We start from the raw sequence: 16,382 nt of genomic DNA, 5'->3' as shown, positions 1-16,382 counted from the left end.
GATGAGCTGGCTGCGTCCCGAACGCCCGGCGCTGCCGGAATTCGTGGAAGATCCGGCGCGCCGCCGCGCGATCGTCATCGAACTGGTCGTCGTCTTCGGCATCACCCTCGGCCTGTCCGGGCTGCGCAGTCTGCTGTCCCTTGTGGACTCACTGCTGCAGCCGGTGCCGCTGGCGCAGCAACAGGCGCAGCTGAACGTCCCCCAGGCGACTTTGAGCCTGGTCGACCTGCTCAAACAGCTCCTGAGCGCCGGCCAGCTGGTCGGCTGGGGCGCGCTCGGGCTGTACCTGTTGTGGCGTGGCGGGATGAAGCTCGCCCAGATCGGCCTCGACCGGCGGCGCCCGGGCCGCGACGTCGTCCACGGTCTGCTGCTCGCCGCCGCGATCGGGATTCCGGGACTGGGGCTGTATTTCCTGTCCTACGGGCTCGGGTTCAGCCTGTCGGTGCAACCGTCCACTTTGGGCGAGACGTGGTGGCGGCCGATCACGCTGACGTTGTCGGCCTTCGGGAACGCGTTCGCCGAAGAAGTGCTCGTCGTCGCGTACCTGCTGACCAGGCTGCGCCAGCTCGGCTGGCGGGAGAACACCGCGCTGGTCGCGTCTTCGGTGCTTCGCGGGTCGTATCACCTGTACCAGGGTTTCGGCGGGTTCGTCGGCAATGTCGTGATGGGCCTGGTGTTCGGCAGGCTGTGGCAGAAGACGAACCGGCTGTGGCCGCTGATCGCCGCGCACACCGCGCTGGATTTCGTTTCCTTCGTCGGATACGCGCTGCTCAAAGGGCGAGTTTCCTGGTTGCCCTAGCTAGGTCCATCCATGCCCCCGCCGCCACCCTCAACGGAGGAGCTTCGCTCCGCATACTCTGAACAGGGTGATTGACGAGACGACTCCACCCCGAGTTGACAGCGAAGTCGGCCCCCTGCGTGCGGTGCTCCTGCACAGGCCCGGCAACGAGCTCAAAAGGCTCACGCCTCGCAACAACGACCAGCTCCTGTTCGATTCCATCCCCTGGGTGGACCGCGCGCAGGAGGAGCACGACGCGTTCGCCGAGGTGCTGCGCGGCCGAGGTGTCGAGGTGCTGCTGCTGGCCGACGCGCTGCGCACGGCGCTCGCGGACACCCGTGCCCACGCGGCGGGTGTGCACGCGGCCGTCGACGAGCGGCGGCTCGGCCCCGACCTCGCCGATTCGCTGCGCTCCCACTTGTCGAGCGCCACTCCGGCGACGCTGGCCGAGGTCCTGATGGCGGGGATGACCTTCGAGGAGCTGCCCGCCGCCGAAGGCGCCTCGCTGGTCCGGCTGATGAACCATCCGAACGACTTCGCCGTCGATCCGCTGCCGAACCTGCTTTTCACCCGTGACTCGTCGGCGTGGATCGGCGACCGGGTCGCGGTCTCCTCGCTGACCATGCCCGCCCGGGTCCGCGAGACCGCCGTGCTGGACCTCATCTACGCCTACCACCCGTGGTTCCGCCACGCGGCCCGCGCGTACGGCGCGCATTCGGCGCCTATCGAGGGTGGTGACGTCATGCTGCTTTCGCCGGGCGTGCTGGCCATCGGCGTCGGCGAGCGGACGACCGCGGCGGGCGCGGAGTCACTGGCGCGGTCGGTGTTCGCCGACGGGATCGCGCACACCGTGCTCGCCGTGCCCATCCAGCAGACCCGCGCGACGATGCATCTGGACACCGTCTGCACGATGGTCGACGCCGACGCCGTCGTGATGTATCCGCTTTCCCGCGATTCCTTGACCGCCTTCACGATGCGGCCGACCGACGACGGTTCCGTGAAGGTGGAAGGCCCGGCCCCATTCCTCACCGCGGCCGCCGAGGCAATGGGAATCGATCGGCTCCGGGTCATCGACACCGGGCTCGATCCGGTCACCGCGGAACGCGAGCAATGGGACGACGGGAACAACACTCTCGCCCTCGCGCCCGGCGTGGTCGTCGGGTACGAACGTAATGTGGAAACCAACGCGCGCTTGGCCGACGCCGGTATCGAAGTACTGGCCATCACCGGCTCCGAACTGGGCTCCGGCCGCGGCGGACCGCGCTGCATGTCGTGCCCCATCCGGCGCGAAAGCATCTGACCCACAAATTAAGTAAGCCTTCCCTAATTGATTTCCATTCATTAGGGAAGGCTTACTTAATTGAGGTGAACCTATTATCGGTAATACTAACCTAATAGGGGGTACGTCACCAGAGAAAAGTGGAAATCGAATAAGGAGTTGGCGTATCGTCGAACACATGGCCCTCCTCAAGAAGCAACCGCGCTCGAAGTTCTACGAACTGCTGCAGGCGCAGATCCACAACGAGTTCAACGCCTCCCAGCAGTACATCGCGCTGGCGGTCTGGTTCGACGCCGAGGACCTGCCGCAGCTCGCGAAGCATTTCTACAAGCAGTCCGTCGAGGAGCGGAACCACGCGATGGCACTGGTCCAGTACATGCTGGACACCGACCACCACGTGGAGATCCCCGGCACCGGCGACGTGCGCAACGACTTCTCCGACGTCACCGAGCTGATCGAGCTCGCGCTGCGGCAGGAGAAGGACGTCGCGACCGACATCCAGCAGCTGGCCAAGGCCGCCCGCGCCGAAGAGGACTACATCGGCGAGCAGTTCACGCAGTGGTTCCTCAAGGAGCAGGTCGAGGAGATCTCCCAGATGTCCACGCTGCTCAACATCGTCAAACGCGCGAACGGCAACCTGTTCGAGGTGGAGAACCACCTGCACCGCGAATCCGTCGGGGACGGCGGCGCCGACTCGGGGATGCCCCCGGTCGCCGGCGGCGCGCTCTGACGCACTGACCACCGCTCCCACCACGGGAAAACCCGGGCTCTCCTCCTTGGAGAAGCCCGGGTTTTCTCGTCAGCTGAACTGGCAGCCCTGGTCGACGCGGGTCAGCAGGATGCCGATGGCCGACCCGTCGGCGGCCAGTGAGATCCGGTACGCGCTCCCCGCACCGGCCGGCGCGAAGTAGGCGCTGCCGTCCTTCGTGCTGCCGGGGTACGCGGCGAGGATGTCCGACTCGGTCGAACCGACCCCGATTCCTTCCGGGGTGTGCACGGTCCCGGCCGGGTTGATGACGGTGATCCCGTCGGCCTCGGTCAAGGACACCGACGTCGGCCCTGGAACGGCGGCTCCCTCGAGATAGCCGTAGACGCAGGATTGCCGCCAATCCTTCGCGCGCAGGGGACCGGCGGCGGCCTCCGCCTCCTCCTCGCTCATCCCGAGCCGGAGCTTGCCGAAGCCGGCGGGGCTCAGCAGCGCGCCGGTGGTCACCTTGCGCGGCGCCGGCGGCTTCGTGGAAGCCGTGCTCTTCGGCGGCTGGACGGGCTCGTCGGAGACCGTCGAGTGCGGTGGCGCGGACGTCGGATTCGGCGGCGCGGCCGGAGACGAGACCGGCGGCGCCGAACTCGCCGGCCCGGGCCGCGCCAGGCTCGACGAGGCCGCCCCCATGGTGAGCTGGTCGCCGCCGGGGAAGGCTGCGCCGTTGTCCCTGTCGTGGATCGTGAAGACCGTGACCCCGCCACCCAGCAGAACCACCGCGGCGGCCATCCCGCTCGTCGTCTGCATCAGCTGGCGACGGCGTCGGCGACGGCGGGCGCCCGCGACGATCGTCTCGGGATTCAGCGTGGGTCCCACGCCCAGCCGCTCATCGGCGAACAGGTCACGCAGCTTCCGCTGCACGTCCTCTTCGGACATGTTCATTCCGCTTTCCTCCCTTCGTCCTCGGGCTCGATCAAGGCGAGCTTCGTGCGCAGCGACGCGATCGCCTTGCTCGCCTGGCTTTTGACGGTGCCCTGGCTGATCCCGAGCGAATCCGCGATCTCGGCTTCGGACAGGCCTTCGTAGTAACGCAGCACCATCACCGCGCGTTGCCTCGGCGGCAGCGCGCGTAACGCCTGCCACAACGGCTCGTGCTCGAACGGGTCGGCCTGGTGGTACGGCTGGGTGTCCGGCAGCTCGGCGACCAGGCTTTCGCGTTTGGTCCGGCGCCAGCGGCTGATGTGCGCGTTGGCCATCGAGCGGCGGATGTAGGCCATCGGGTCGCCGGTCTTGTGCTGGACGTACGACCAGCGGGAACCGATCTTCTCCAGCACGGTCTGGACCAGGTCGGCGGCGTCGTGCGGGTTCCCGGTGAGGGCGTGGCCGTACCGCAGCAACCCCGGCAGACCGGCCCGCACGAAGTCGCCGAAGTCGGTGAGCTCACCCGGCACGTCACTCCTCCGGCTCTCGCCGGCCCCCCACACGTCCGTGCCCGGTACGACCGTCGCGGCAGCGGTCACCGTATCGCCTCCTCCCGGGGTCACCCGGCCAGGTTCGCCTGGCCCACCTCTCCCGAAACGCATGACCGCCCCCACAGGTTGTCTCTCTCCGCGAACCAGTTCGAGTGACGCTCGCTCAGCGCCTCGACACGGAGTCGGGAATTCTGAACGTACCGTCCCCCTGAACAGGGAATTCGTGGACGGCCACCACGGCGTTACGGGGTATCGGGCCGTACACGTGGGGGAACTGGAGACCGGCCGGATGCGGCGGGTCGCCGTCCTCCCAGACGACGGGCGCGCCGACGAGCGCCGGGTCGATTTCCAGCAGCAGGAGATCGGCGCGACCGGGGAACACGGCGTTGGCCGGGATATGCGCCGTCCCCGGGTCCGAGCAGTGGATGAAGCCGTCGGAGCCGAGCGACGCGGCGGTGTAGACGCCGCCTTCCGGCACCTCGGCCCAGTCGCCCTTGGGGCAGATGTGGAGGATCACGCGCCCATCCTCGCGCATTTCGTCCTCTGGATGCGGGGCTCCGCGTCCAGAGGACGAAATGCGAGGGAAAGGGTCAGCGGATGGTGAGCTGACGGCCGATGAGGCCGTCGCGCGAGCGGCGCTCGGCGGCGTTGAGCGGCTCGGTGTCGAGCGACTTCAGCGCCGCGTCGAGCCGGACGCCGAGCTGGTCCTTCGCGTCGGCCCACTCGCGGGCGTGGGCCTCGGGGTCGAGATCCCAGACCGGGACGAGCAGCCCGTGCGCGCGGAACGAGCCGGCGTAGCGGGAGCCCTCGCCGAGGCCCAGCTCACCGGCCGCGGACAGCCGCGCAAGCGCTTGCAGCAGGAGGTTCTCCGGCTCGGGGCGGACCCAGCGCAGGTGCGCCTTCTCGCCGGCGAGCACCCAGTACGCGCCCGCGCCGAGGCGTTCGGTCGGCATGATCGCCGCGTTCGCGCGCTCCAGGGACAGCGCGACGTCACCGCTCGCGTCGGCGTCCTCGGGCAGCCACCAGGCGAAGTCGTTGTAGAGCGTGACGTCGAGTTCGGCGTTCACGTCGAGCAGGTCCTGGAGCCGGGCCTTCTCGTCGGCGGTGGGCGGCGTCGTGGTGTCCGGCACGGACAGCACGTCACCCTCCTTGGCGTCCAGCACCCACCGCAGCGCGCGGCCGAGGTCGCGGCTGATGTCCGAGGACCGGGTCTGCACCTGCATCCCGACGTAGCGCTCGCCGTCGGACCGGACGAACGCGGCCGCCGCCATCGGCAGCACCGTGCCGAGGGTGACCTTCTCGCCGGAGCCCAGCGTCAGCGCCGCCGTCGCCGACGGGACGAACTCGCGCAGCGCGATCAGTTCGGTCTCCGCCGCGAGCCCCTCGAAGGGCTGGCCGACGAAGACGTCGCGCACCTTCGGCTTGCGGTCCGAGGTCGTCTTGGGACCCTTCTTGCGCGAACCCTTGCCCACGTCAGCCTCCTCAAAGCTCGGTTCGGAACGCTATCGCGGGAAGGCGCACGCCTCGTAAGGCCCCCGGGGTTGGTGACGAAGACGGCGAGGACGACACCCGGCAGGCCACCGGATCGACCGGATCGGCGGGTTTCAGCGGCCATCCGGGTACCACGGAAACGTGACTGAAAACCGTTGTCATCATCCGGACGATCGAATGGCGGGTGATCAGCCTGCCCTTTCGCCCGCACCGCACCGAATACTCGATCACGGCGCCATCCCGGCGCCACAGTGCGGAGAAGGGAACACAGATGAGCACCTCGAAGCGCCGGGCCGCCTTGGCCGCGGTTCCCGTGGCATTCGGACTGATGCTGGCCGGGCCCGCGGTGGGCACGGCTTCGGCCGCGCCGGAGCCCGGCAGAGCGGACCAGGCCCGGCATTGCCTGCTGCTGTGCGGCGGCCATCACCACGGGCATCACCACCACGGCCTGCACCTGCACCTGGGGCTTTGGCTGCATCTGTAGCTCCGTGCCGCGCCGGGGCGGCCACCCCGGCGCGGGTTACAGTCGGCACGTGTTCGACCTCGCCGACCCGGCCTTCCTCGCGAATCCGTACCCGTATTTCGCCGACCTCCGCGAGCGCGGCGAAGTCCACCGGCACGACGGCCTCGGCATCGCGGTGGCGGTGTCGCACGCGGCGTCGGCCGCCGTCCTGCGGCACCGCGGGCTCGGCCGGATCTGGCAGGACGCGCTGCCCGTGGAGCGGTTCGCGTCGTTCAACCTGCTGCACCGCAACTCGCTGCTGGAGAACGAGCCGCCGGCCCACACACGGCTGCGGCGGGTGATCGCGGGCGCGTTCGGGCGCGGGCACGTCCAGCGGCTGCGGCCGATGGTCGCCGAACTCGCCGACGGCATGGTCGACCGCCTCGCCGCCGAAATCGCCGAAACCGGCTCGGCCGATCTGCTGACGCATCTCGCGCAGCCGCTGCCGGTCGCGGTCATCGCGGAACTCCTGGGTGTCCCGGTCGAGGACGGCCCGCGCATGGTGACCCTCTCGAACCACATCGTCAAGATGTACGAATACGGGCTCGCCGAGGAGAAGCGGGACGCCGCCGAGGCCGCGGCCGCGGAGTTCGTCGATTACCTGCGTGGCGTCGCGAAGCAGCACGCGAACTCCCCCGGCGACGACATCGTCAGCGACCTTCTGCGCAGTGAGCTCACCGAAGACGAACTGGTCGCGACCGCCGTCCTGCTCCTGATGGCCGGGCACGAGGCGACGGTGAACGTCATCGGGAACGGCGTCAACGCCCTGCTGACCCACCGCGACCAGTGGGAGCGGCTGGTCGGCTCTCCGGATCTGCTGGACCCGTGCGTCGAAGAGCTGATCCGCTTCGACGCGCCACTCCAGCTCTTCGAGCGGACGGCGACCGCCGACGTCGAGATCGCCGGATTCCGGGTGGCCGAGGGCGAGAAGATCGGCGCGCTCCTCGGCGCGGCGGCGCGGGACCCGAAGGTCTTCGAGCGGCCCGACGCCCTCGACATCGCCCGCACGCCGAACGCGCACCTCGGCTTCGGCATGGGCATCCACTACTGCGTCGGCGCCCCGCTCGCGCGCGTGGAGATCGCGGCCGCGCTGAGCTCCCTCGCCGCGAAGCTGCCGGGGCTGGAGCTCGCCGAAACCCCTGAGCGGCGGCCCGAATTCGTGATCCGGGGGCTGCGCTCGCTCCGGGTCACCACGGCTTGATGGTCCTGCTCCGGAAGTTCGCGTCGGGCCTGGGGCGGGCCGTGAGGTGAAGGGCGCTTTACCCGCGTCGCATGCGGTGAAAGTCCCCTTCACCCACACCGAGACCACCAGCGAGGGGCGCTAGGGGTACTCGACGACGACTTCGTAGAGCGCGGCGTTGGGCGTCGCGACCTCCGCGGCGCGTTCGGTCGACGCCTGGAAGACCTGGTTCCGGCCCGCCGCTTCCCAGGCTTCCTTGCTGTCGTAATGCGTGACGTTGACCAGCTGGAACCGCGAATCCGGCAGCAGGGCCCGATGGAGCTTGGCGTCGCGGAACCCGGGCGCGTCCCGCATCAGCTTCGCGCGCTCTCGCCACGTCTCGACGAACTCGTCCACGCGGTCCGCGGGGATCTCGAACACGTTGATGAAGGTGACGCCGTCGTCGCTCATGAGCACAGTCTCGAACCTCCAGCGAACTGGAGGTCAACGGTGACCTGGCTCACTCGGCGGTCCGGGCGGCAGCAGGATCGCCGAGGACGTCGCGAAAGCCACTTTCGGGACGTTGGATGTCGCGAAAGTGGCTTTCGCGACAGGACCGCGACCCGAGTGGCAGCAAAGGTCCCTTGCTCTCTTTTCCCAGGTCAGCGCACTGAAGAGGCCGGACGCTCCCGTCGCTCCGGCTCCGGAACCCCATCCACCTTCAGCACGCGAAGCAGGCGAAGGCGCTTCTCCGCCACAGGCGCGAGCAGGCCGGACATGCGCTTCACGAGCAGCGCGGTCACCACCGCCAGCCCCGCCGCGGCCAGGTCGGTCAGCGCGACCAGCACGACCCCGTCGGCCAGCGCCTGGACGCCGTCACGGAACCGCCAGACGACGACGAGCCCGAGCAGCACCCAGTTCAGCATCCAGATGCCCCACCAGATCAGCACGAGCCGCGACGGCTTCGGCCGCGTTTCCCGCGTCCGGCGCAGGACGGCGTGCTCGAGTTCGGCGACGATCGGCAGCACCATGATCAGGTTCACCACCGGCACCAGCACGAACACCAGCACGTGCCACAGCCGCCTCGGCGGCACCTCGCCGCGGGCGTCCGCGGCGGCCTGCCTGGCCACGAGCAGCCACCACACGGTGAGCCCGGACGGCAGCAGCGAAAGGATCGTCGTGAGCAGGCCCGCGGTGATCACGAAGCTGTCGGACACCGAGACGACGGACGTCGACAACGCGGAGTCGCGGCTCTGCACGAGCAGGACGTAGCGCCAGATTTCTGCGGCCGAGGCCACGACGGCGAGCGCGGCGAAGGTCCACAGCACCGGCAAGAGGCTGCGCGTGATCACTCGCAGCCGTTCCCCCGCGGTGATCTCGCCGGAGGCCGTCCCGGGGACCGCGGTCGGCCGTCGCCAGACCAGGTTCGGGAAGCCCCACCGCGGTGGGACCGGGTAGGACGGCGGACCGGAGTAGCGCTCGGCCACGGGTTTGCGACGCGACGGCAAGGCGCCGGGCGGCGGCGAAGCGACCCAGCGGACGCGATGCCGCACCGGCTGCCGCATCGGCGCGGGACGCACCGGCGGTATCGGCGCTCTCGGCGGGTAGTGGCCTGGCTGCACGGTTACAGCACTTCGGGTTCGACGCCGGGATGGTCGCCGACCATCGGGCGCCCCTCCTGCTTCCAGGAGCCCATCCCACCGGCGACGTTCACCGCGTCCCAGCCGCTCGCGTTGAGCCACGCGGTGGCGCGCGCGGACCGGCCGCCACTGCGGCAGATCACGTGGATCGGCTGGTCGTCGGGCAGCTCGTCGAGTTCGCCGACGCGCGCGGGCAGTTCCCCCATCGGGATGTGCTTGGCACCGGGGGCGTGCCCGGCGGCCCACTCGTCGTCCTCGCGGACGTCGAGCAGCGCGACGCCGTCCTTCGGCAGATCACGGACGGCGACGGTCGGGATGTCAGCAGGGCTCACCACCGTTCCATCCTCGCATCCCGTCCCGTTGCGCGCGCGTGAAGAGCGACTCAATGCTGGACGGCCTTTTCCGCCCCGGCGCCGGTGAGCGAGCGGACCTCCATCTCCGCGTACTTCTTCCGGTCGTGCTCCTTGGACAGCACGGTCCCGAGCCAGCCGAGGAAGAAGGCGACCGGGATCGACACGATGCCCGGGTTGTCCAGCGGGAACCAGTGGAAGTCGACACCCTGGATCATCGAGGCGCTCTTGCCGGTCTTCGGGTCGACCGGCTTGCCCGAGACCGCGGGCGAGAACACGATCAGGATGACGCACACGCTCAGCCCGCCGTAGATGCTCCACAGCGCGCCTTGGGTGTTGAACCGCTTCCAGAACAGCGAGTAGAGGATGGTCGGCAGGTTCGCCGACGCCGCCACCGCGAACGCGAGGGCCACGAGGAACGCCACGTTCTGGTTCTTCGCGAGGATCCCGCCGACGATCGCGACCGCCCCGATCACCAGCGCGGTGATCCGCGCGACCCGGACCTCACTGTCCGGAGCGGTCTTGCCCTTCTTGATCACGTTGGCGTAGACGTCGTGCGCGAACGACGCCGACGCGGTGATCGTCAGACCCGCGACCACGGCGAGGATCGTCGCGAACGCCACCGCCGCGATGAACCCGAGCAGGATCGGGCCGCCCAGTTCGAGCGCCAGCAGCGGCGCCGCCGAGTTGGTCGTCCCCGGCGCCTTCGCGATCACGTCCGGGCCGACGAGCGCGCCCGCGCCGTAGCCGAGCACCAGCGTGAACAGGTAGAAGACGCCGATCAGCGCGATCGCCCAGACCACCGAACGGCGCGCGTCCTTCGCGGTCGGCACCGTGTAGAAGCGCATGAGCACGTGCGGCAGACCCGCGGTGCCGAGCACCAGCGCGATGCCCAGCGACAGGAAGTCGAGTTTCGTCGTGCCGGTCTTGCCGTACTGCTTGCCCGGCCCGAGCAGCGCCTCCCCGGTCTGCCCGCCCTTGTCGACGGCGGCCTGGAACAGGCTGGACAGGTTGAAGCCGTATTTCCCGAGCACCCACAACGTCATGGCGAACGTGCCCGCGATGAGCAGGACGGCCTTGATGATCTGGACCCAGGTGGTGCCCTTCATCCCGCCGATCAGCACGTACAGGATCATGATCACGCCGACGACGGCGATCACCAGGTCCTGGCCGAGGTTCCCTTCGATGCCGAGCAGCAGGTTCACCAGGCCGCCGGCTCCCGCCATCTGGGCGAGCAGGTAGAAGAACGAGACGGCGAGCGTGGAGATCGCGGCCGCCGCGCGGACCGGGCGCTGTTTCATCCGGAAGGCCAGCACGTCGCCCATGGTGAACTTGCCGGTGTTGCGCAGCAGCTCCGCGACCAGCAGCAACGCCACCAGCCACGCGACGAGGAAACCGATCGAGTAGAGGAAACCGTCGTAGCCGTTGATCGCGATCGCACCGGCGATACCCAGGAACGACGCCGCGGAAAGGTAGTCGCCCGAGATCGCGATGCCGTTCTGCGGACCGGTGAACGCACGGCCGGCGGCGTAGTAGTCGGACGCGGTCTTCGTATTCCGGCTCGCCCGGAAAACGATCACGAGCGTGATCGCGACGAAGATCGCGAAAATGGTGATGTTGAGCGCCGGATTGCTGCCCTGTACGCCCGCTGCCAGCGTATTCACCGCTCGACCCCTTCGACCTCATGCCGGATCTTGTCGGCGAGCGGATCGAGTTTCCGGTTCGCGTACCGGACGTAGAGGCCGGTGATCACGAAGGTGGACACGAACTGCAGCAGGCCGAAGACCAGGCCGACGGTGATGTTGCCGAAGAGCTTGGTGCTCATGAACTCGGTCGCGTAGTCGGCGAGGAGCACGTAGAGCAGATACCAGAGAAGGAAAAGCGCCGAGACCGGGAAAACGAATACCCGGAGCCTCCGGCGCAGCTCGGCGAAGTCCGGACTCGCCTGCACCTTTTCCCAGTCGGATTCCGGATCGGTATCGCTCACGTCGGACCTCCCGTCTACCGCGACCATTCGATGACTTCGTTGTCACGAAAGATCATGCCTCTCTCAGGGCCGGAGAGGGGCAATCCATTTGAGTGAACGGTACGACTCTGAGTAGACGCTCGCGACTCGAAAGGGTGAATTACTTCCGATGGCGGCCTTTACCGGTGGTCCGCGTCTTCTCCGGCTTCTGCGTCTTCGCGGTGCCCGCTGTGTCGTCTTCGGCCTGCCCGAACCGGGCGACCGCGCGATCACGCATGAATCCGAGCGGGTCGGGCGCGTGCAGCCGCAGCATCACGCCGTGGACGTCCTCCGGCCGCCCGTATCCGGTCGCGCGGCTCACCACGTAGGTGGTCAGGAAGGCCGCCGGCACGGTGATCAGCGCGGGCTGGTTCGAGAACCACGGCGCCCAGCCTCCGCTGTACTTGCTGACGATGTTGACCACCAGCGCGGTCAGCACCAGCCCGCCGCCGACGAGCATCCCGGCCAGCGCGCCGGGCCAGCTGAGCTTGCGCCACCAGACGCCGAGCAGCAGCAGCGGGCTGAACGTCGACGCGGCGAGCGCGAACGACATCCCGACCGAAAGCGACAGATCCTCCGACGGCAGCAGCACCGCCAGCGCGAACGGGATCAGCGCCACGATCGCCGTCGCCACCCGGAAATCGCGGACGCGGCCGGGCAGGACGTCGGTGGACACGACCCCGGCGACACTCACCAGCAGCCCGGACGAACTCGACAGGAACGCCGCGAAGGCCCCGGCCGCCGTCACCGCGCCCAGGATCTGCCCGCCGAGGCCGGGGAGAACGGCGGAGGGCAGCAACAGGACGGCGGCGTCGGTCTTGCCGGTCACCAGCAGCTCCGGGACGTACATCCGCGAGAGCGCGCCCAGCAGCGTCGGGAACAGATAGAACAACCCGAGCAACAGCAGAACGTGCACCGTCGTGCGGCGCGCGGCCTTCCCGTCGGGGTTGGTGTAGAAGCGGACCAGGACGTGCGGCAGCCCCATGGTGCCGAGGAAGGTCGCCAGGATCAGCGAATAGACCTGCAGCAGATCGGTGAGACCGCCCGATCCCGGGCGGAGCCAGTCGCCGTTGGACGTGGGCGCGTCACTGACCACCGGCACCGGGGTGCCCGCGGTGAACTTCAGCGTCGTGCCCTTGGCGACCTTGTGCCCGGCCTCCGGCGCCCACACCGCGAAACCGTTGGCGCGCGCGCCTTCCACCTCTCCATACGCTTCGAGCACGGTCACCGAGGTGACCTTCAGCGTGACGTCGGCCTGCACCGAAACCGTGGTGTTCTCGGGAAACGTCGGCGGGGCGGGCTGCCCCAGCGGACGCGCGCTGCCCGGCCCACCGGAACCGAGGAACACGATGCACAGGACGAACGTCGGCACCGCGATGGCGAACAGTTTCAGCCAGTACTGGAAGGCCTGGACGACGGTGATGGCGCGCATCCCGCCCGCGATCACGTTGAACCCGACCACGAAGGTGACCAGGAGCGCTCCGGCCCACACCGGCACCGGCAAGATCGTCGAGAGGGTCAGGCCGGCGCCCTGCAGCTGCGGGACCATGTAGAGGATCCCGATGAACACCACGAACGCCGTCGAGACGCGGCGCAGCATCGTCGAACCCAGCCGCATCTCGACGAAGTCCGGCAGCGTGTACGCGCCGGACCGCCGCAGCGGCGCGGCGACGAACAGCATCAGCGCGAGATAGCCCGCGGTGAAGCCGATCGGGAACCACAGCGCGTCGGCGCCGTCCTTGAGCACGATGCCGGCGACGCCCATGAACGACGCGGCCGACAGGTACTCACCGGAGATCGCGGCGGCGTTGCGCCGGGACCGCACGGTGCGCCGGGCGACGAGGAAATCGTGCGTGCTGACGGCCGACCTCGAGGAGCGATGCCCGAGGTAGAAGGTCAGGACCGCCACCAGCACGATGCCGGCGATGGCCCACGAATTCAGCTGCACGGTGTCATTTAATCGCGCGCTGACGGAAACGCGCTGCCAGGGCGCGGCGAAAGCAGGTCGGTCACGGAGGCATCAAGGCGCCCAGCCACCGCGTTTCCGTGGCCTTCGGCCACAAGAGGGCGCGCGATCATGGGTCCTCAGTTCTCGATCATGTCGACGAAGTCGCGTTCGTGTCGTTCGGCGAGCCGGTTGTACCAAAGACCGATGCCGAACAGGAACGGGAACGGCGCCACACCGAGGATCAGCCAGGGCACCGGGATACCCACGACGGTCACCCGGCCGAAGGACGGAATCAGATAGAACAGCACCGGAAGCGAACACAGCGTGACCATCACCAGCAGCGCGAGCCAGGAAGCCGTCCGCAGCTGGATCTTCACCAGATCCCGCACCAGGAGCTTTCCCCAGCTGGTCTGTTCTTCGAGTTCGACCCTGGCCCGCAGGGTGCTGGTGGCCTGCCGCGGATCGGCGAGGATCACCCGCTGCCGCTTGGGTTTCGCGTGATGTTCGGGTTTGGCCTCGTGTTTCGGGCCGGACGGCGCGCCGGGAACGGGTTCGACGGCGGCGCCCTCGGGCACCGCCGGTTTCCTGCTCTTGCCGAGCGTCGGGTCCGGTTCGCGGACGCCGTTGACGCGGCGGTAGTAGTCGTCGGTCACGTCGACCGGTTGGCGCCGACCAGCCTGTCCTTGAGGGCGCGCGTGTGGCGGCGGCTCACCGGCAGCACCTTCTCCTCGTTACCGATCACGACCTGATAGCCGCCCTGCCCCATGCGCAGTTCGGTGATCAGCGGCAGGGAGACCAGGAACGACCGGTGGATACGGACGAAACCCGCCTTCTCCCAGCGTTCTTCCAGCTGGGCGAGCGGGATGCGGACCAGGTGGCTGCCGTCGGTGGTGAACAACCGGGCGTAGTCGCCCTGGGCCTCGACCCAGCGGACCGAAGACCGCGGGATGAGCTTGGTGGTGCCCGCGAGCTCGACGGGGATGACCTCGTCGTCGTTCTTGACCTGCCCCAGCCCGCCGTCCGGCCCGAACTTCGGCGCGGCGTTGGCGGCGAGTTTGTCCATCACGCGGGTGATCGCGCGGTCGAGCCGATCCTGCTGGTACGGCTTGAGCACGTAGTCGAGCGCGCCGAGGTCGAAGGCGTTGACGGCCTCTTCCGCGTGCCCGGTCACGAACACCAGCGCCGGCGATGGGCGCAGCGCGGCGAACACCCGCGACATCTCCATCCCGGACAGGCCGGGCATGTCGATGTCGGCGAACACCGCGTCCACGATCGGCAGGCCACGGGACTTGCGGTCGGCCAGCCTCGGATCGTCCGCCGACAGCAGGCGCAGCGCCTCCGAAGCGTCGATCGCCGGGTAGACCAGGGCGACGTGCGGGCTGTTGCGGAGACAGTGGACGAGTTCGTCTAGCCCTTTGGGCTCATCGTCCACCGCCAGGACGATGAGCTTCCGGGTGTCATCGTGAGCACTCACAGTGAGACGCATCCTGCCCATTGCCGGGTTCCTTGTCCAGCCCGCTTCACGAAAGTCGAACGAAAGGACGGCACCGGCACCCCCGCGCCCGGGGTGGCCGGTGCCGTCATCTTTTCCGGTGACACGAACCGCCTCGCCGTGCCACACCTATCCCTTCACGGCGTGAAGGTGAACCAGTTGACGCTCACGAAATCGGCGGGCTGTCCGCTCGTGAAGGTCAGGTAGACGTCGTGTTTCCCGGTGACACCGCTGATGTTCGCGGGGATGGTCCGCCAGTTCTGCCAGCCGCCGGTGTTCGCGACGGCGAAGCTGCCGACCGGCGGGTTGGACCGGCTGCCGAGCCGGACTTCGACGAGTCCGCTGACGCCGCCCGCCGCTCCGGACGCGACGCGCGCTTGGAATTGCCTGCCCGTCCGCGTGCCGAAGTCGATCCCCGGATACAACGCCCAGTCACCATTGCCCGCGGGGCCGATGTTCTGCCCACCGCCGGAATCGGACGTGGCCTGTTTGGCGATCCCGGCCGCCTGGCCGTACGACTCGGCCTGGATCGTGCCGTACGCGCTGCCGCCGCCGGGGTTGTTCGTGGTCGTGGGCGTGGTGGGGGTCGTGCCGCCGCCGCGGGTCAGGACGGTGACGTAGTCGACGAGCATCGGGTGTCCCGGCACGATCCCCGGCCCCGGCGTCGTGGTGCCGGAGTTGTTGTTCGGGAACGCGCCGCCGATGGCGACGTTCAGGAGGACGAAGTAGCCCGCGTGGTTCGTCATGTTGGCCCACGTGGTGGCGTCGACCTGGTTCTGGCTGACCGAATGGAATTGCTGCCCGTCCACCAGCCAGCGGAACACGTTGGGGCTGACGCTGGTGTCCCATTCGAAGGTATAGGTGTGGAACGCGCTCTGGCAGCTGGCGCCGGGACAGGTGCGGCTGCCGACCAGGCCGGTGGTCTCGTTGCACGGGCCGCCGGGGTTGACGCCGCAGTGCAGCACGCCCCAGACCGTGTTGATCCCGTTGACGTTCTCCATGATGTCGAACTCGCCGACGGCGGGCCAGTTCCAGTAGTTGCCTCGATAGGGCGAGCCCAGCGCCCAGAACGCGGGCCAGTAGCCGAGCGCGGCGGCGCCGGTGACGTTCGGCATCTGGATGCGGCCTTCGATCCGCAGCGCACCGCCGGACGGCGGTTTGAAGTTCGTGCGCTGCGTCTCGATCCGCGCCGAGGTCCAGTTGCCCGCGCCGTCACGCAGCGGCGTGATCCGGAGGTTCCCGGAGCCGTCCTGGGCGAGGTTCGCGGGGTTCGCCGTGTAGTTCTGGATCTCGCCGGTGCCCCAGTTGCCCGGGCCGCCGGGGTAGCCGTGGCCGGTGTCGATGATCCAGTTCGCGCTCGACGGGAGCGAGCCCGCGGCGCCGGTGAAGTCGTCGGTGAACACGGTGGTCCAGCCGGACGGCGGGGGCGGGACGGCGGCGGACGCGGGCAGGGTCAGGGGGACGGTGATCAGCGCCGCGCCGGCGGTGGCGGCGAGCGCGATCTTCCAACGGGAACGATTCACGGACATCGGACCTCCTCGTCAACACTGTCGAGGTTTGTTGCCG

General features: G+C 68.8%; 18 protein-coding genes. 5 read left to right on the top strand and 13 right to left on the bottom strand.

The window, feature by feature from the left end:
* Position 1 precedes the first annotated feature (1 nt).
* The 3 genes from ACOCEP_RS11860 (at position 2) to ACOCEP_RS11850 (ending at position 2,787) form a co-directional block, all read left to right on the top strand.
* The gene (locus tag ACOCEP_RS11860) at positions 2-799 is read left to right on the top strand and encodes a CPBP family intramembrane glutamic endopeptidase (protein ID WP_482337268.1); all 798 of its coding nucleotides are present in this window, start codon (positions 2-4) and stop codon (positions 797-799) included.
* A 67-nt stretch (positions 800-866) separates the two neighbouring features.
* Positions 867-2,078, top strand: a complete 1,212-nt coding sequence (locus ACOCEP_RS11855; protein WP_482337267.1) for an arginine deiminase — start codon at positions 867-869, stop codon at positions 2,076-2,078.
* Positions 2,079-2,235: 157 nt separating this feature from the next.
* Positions 2,236-2,787, top strand: a complete 552-nt coding sequence (locus ACOCEP_RS11850) for a ferritin (protein WP_482337266.1) — start codon at positions 2,236-2,238, stop codon at positions 2,785-2,787.
* A 69-nt stretch (positions 2,788-2,856) separates the two neighbouring features.
* On the opposite strand, the gene ACOCEP_RS11845 is transcribed toward ACOCEP_RS11850, so the two are convergent.
* The 4 genes from ACOCEP_RS11845 to ACOCEP_RS11830 all read right to left on the bottom strand — a co-directional run bounded on the left by ACOCEP_RS11845 (position 2,857) and on the right by ACOCEP_RS11830 (position 5,701).
* Positions 2,857-3,699 (bottom strand): hypothetical protein, encoded by an 843-nt coding sequence (locus ACOCEP_RS11845; RefSeq protein ID WP_482337265.1) that lies wholly within the window; start codon positions 3,697-3,699, stop codon positions 2,857-2,859.
* A complete protein-coding gene (locus tag ACOCEP_RS11840; RefSeq protein ID WP_482339691.1) occupies positions 3,696-4,208 on the bottom strand; it encodes a SigE family RNA polymerase sigma factor in 513 nt (170 codons plus the stop codon). The genes ACOCEP_RS11845 and ACOCEP_RS11840 overlap by 4 nt, the downstream gene beginning before the upstream one ends.
* Positions 4,209-4,392: 184 nt before the next feature.
* A complete protein-coding gene (locus ACOCEP_RS11835) occupies positions 4,393-4,746 on the bottom strand; it encodes a DUF952 domain-containing protein (protein WP_482337264.1) in 354 nt (117 codons plus the stop codon).
* 73 nt (positions 4,747-4,819) lie between these two features.
* Positions 4,820-5,701 carry a DUF5926 family protein gene (locus tag ACOCEP_RS11830; protein WP_482337263.1) on the bottom strand — a complete coding sequence of 294 codons (882 nt, stop codon included), beginning with the start codon at positions 5,699-5,701 and terminating at the stop codon, positions 4,820-4,822.
* Between the two features lie 290 nt (positions 5,702-5,991).
* Here ACOCEP_RS11830 and ACOCEP_RS11825 point away from each other — a divergent pair, with 290 nt between their 5' ends.
* Both ACOCEP_RS11825 and ACOCEP_RS11820 read left to right on the top strand, forming a co-directional pair.
* Positions 5,992-6,204, top strand: coding sequence for a hypothetical protein (locus tag ACOCEP_RS11825; protein WP_482337262.1), 213 nt, complete (start codon positions 5,992-5,994; stop codon positions 6,202-6,204).
* A 49-nt stretch (positions 6,205-6,253) separates the two neighbouring features.
* Entirely contained in the window at positions 6,254-7,423 is a 1,170-nt protein-coding gene (locus ACOCEP_RS11820) for a cytochrome P450 (protein ID WP_482337261.1), read from the top strand.
* Positions 7,424-7,543: 120 nt separating this feature from the next.
* Here the strand turns inward: ACOCEP_RS11820 and ACOCEP_RS11815 are convergent, their stop codons facing one another.
* From ACOCEP_RS11815 to ACOCEP_RS11775, 9 genes are all read right to left on the bottom strand, one after another.
* Positions 7,544-7,852 (bottom strand): antibiotic biosynthesis monooxygenase family protein, encoded by a 309-nt coding sequence (locus ACOCEP_RS11815; RefSeq protein ID WP_192747417.1) that lies wholly within the window; start codon positions 7,850-7,852, stop codon positions 7,544-7,546.
* 191 nt (positions 7,853-8,043) lie between these two features.
* Entirely contained in the window at positions 8,044-8,970 is a 927-nt protein-coding gene (locus ACOCEP_RS11810; RefSeq protein WP_482339690.1) for a DUF4328 domain-containing protein, read from the bottom strand.
* Positions 8,971-9,005: 35 nt separating this feature from the next.
* A complete protein-coding gene (locus ACOCEP_RS11805; RefSeq protein WP_482337260.1) occupies positions 9,006-9,356 on the bottom strand; it encodes a rhodanese-like domain-containing protein in 351 nt (116 codons plus the stop codon).
* 47 nt (positions 9,357-9,403) lie between these two features.
* The gene (locus ACOCEP_RS11800) at positions 9,404-11,035 is read right to left on the bottom strand and encodes a solute symporter family protein (protein WP_482337259.1); all 1,632 of its coding nucleotides are present in this window, start codon (positions 11,033-11,035) and stop codon (positions 9,404-9,406) included.
* On the bottom strand, positions 11,032-11,385 hold the full coding sequence (locus ACOCEP_RS11795) for a DUF485 domain-containing protein (RefSeq protein ID WP_482337258.1): 354 nt from the start codon (positions 11,383-11,385) through the stop codon (positions 11,032-11,034). The genes ACOCEP_RS11800 and ACOCEP_RS11795 overlap by 4 nt, the downstream gene beginning before the upstream one ends.
* 112 nt (positions 11,386-11,497) lie before the next feature.
* Entirely contained in the window at positions 11,498-13,324 is a 1,827-nt protein-coding gene (locus tag ACOCEP_RS11790) for a sodium/solute symporter (protein WP_482337257.1), read from the bottom strand.
* A gap of 137 nt (positions 13,325-13,461) precedes the next feature.
* On the bottom strand, positions 13,462-13,977 hold the full coding sequence (locus ACOCEP_RS11785; protein ID WP_126732521.1) for a DUF485 domain-containing protein: 516 nt from the start codon (positions 13,975-13,977) through the stop codon (positions 13,462-13,464).
* Positions 13,974-14,810: a LytR/AlgR family response regulator transcription factor gene (locus ACOCEP_RS11780; RefSeq protein WP_482339689.1), complete on the bottom strand. Its 837-nt coding sequence runs from the start codon at positions 14,808-14,810 to the stop codon at positions 13,974-13,976. Before ACOCEP_RS11780 ends, ACOCEP_RS11785 begins: the two co-directional genes overlap by 4 nt.
* 143 nt (positions 14,811-14,953) lie before the next feature.
* Entirely contained in the window at positions 14,954-16,345 is a 1,392-nt protein-coding gene (locus tag ACOCEP_RS11775; protein WP_482337256.1) for a glycoside hydrolase family 16 protein, read from the bottom strand.
* Positions 16,346-16,382: the final 37 nt, after the last annotated feature.

Source organism: Amycolatopsis sp. CA-211722 (assembly GCF_056828465.1).
The sequence above is the reverse complement of the archived record's forward strand: the minus strand, read 5'-3'. Positions and strand labels throughout refer to the sequence as shown.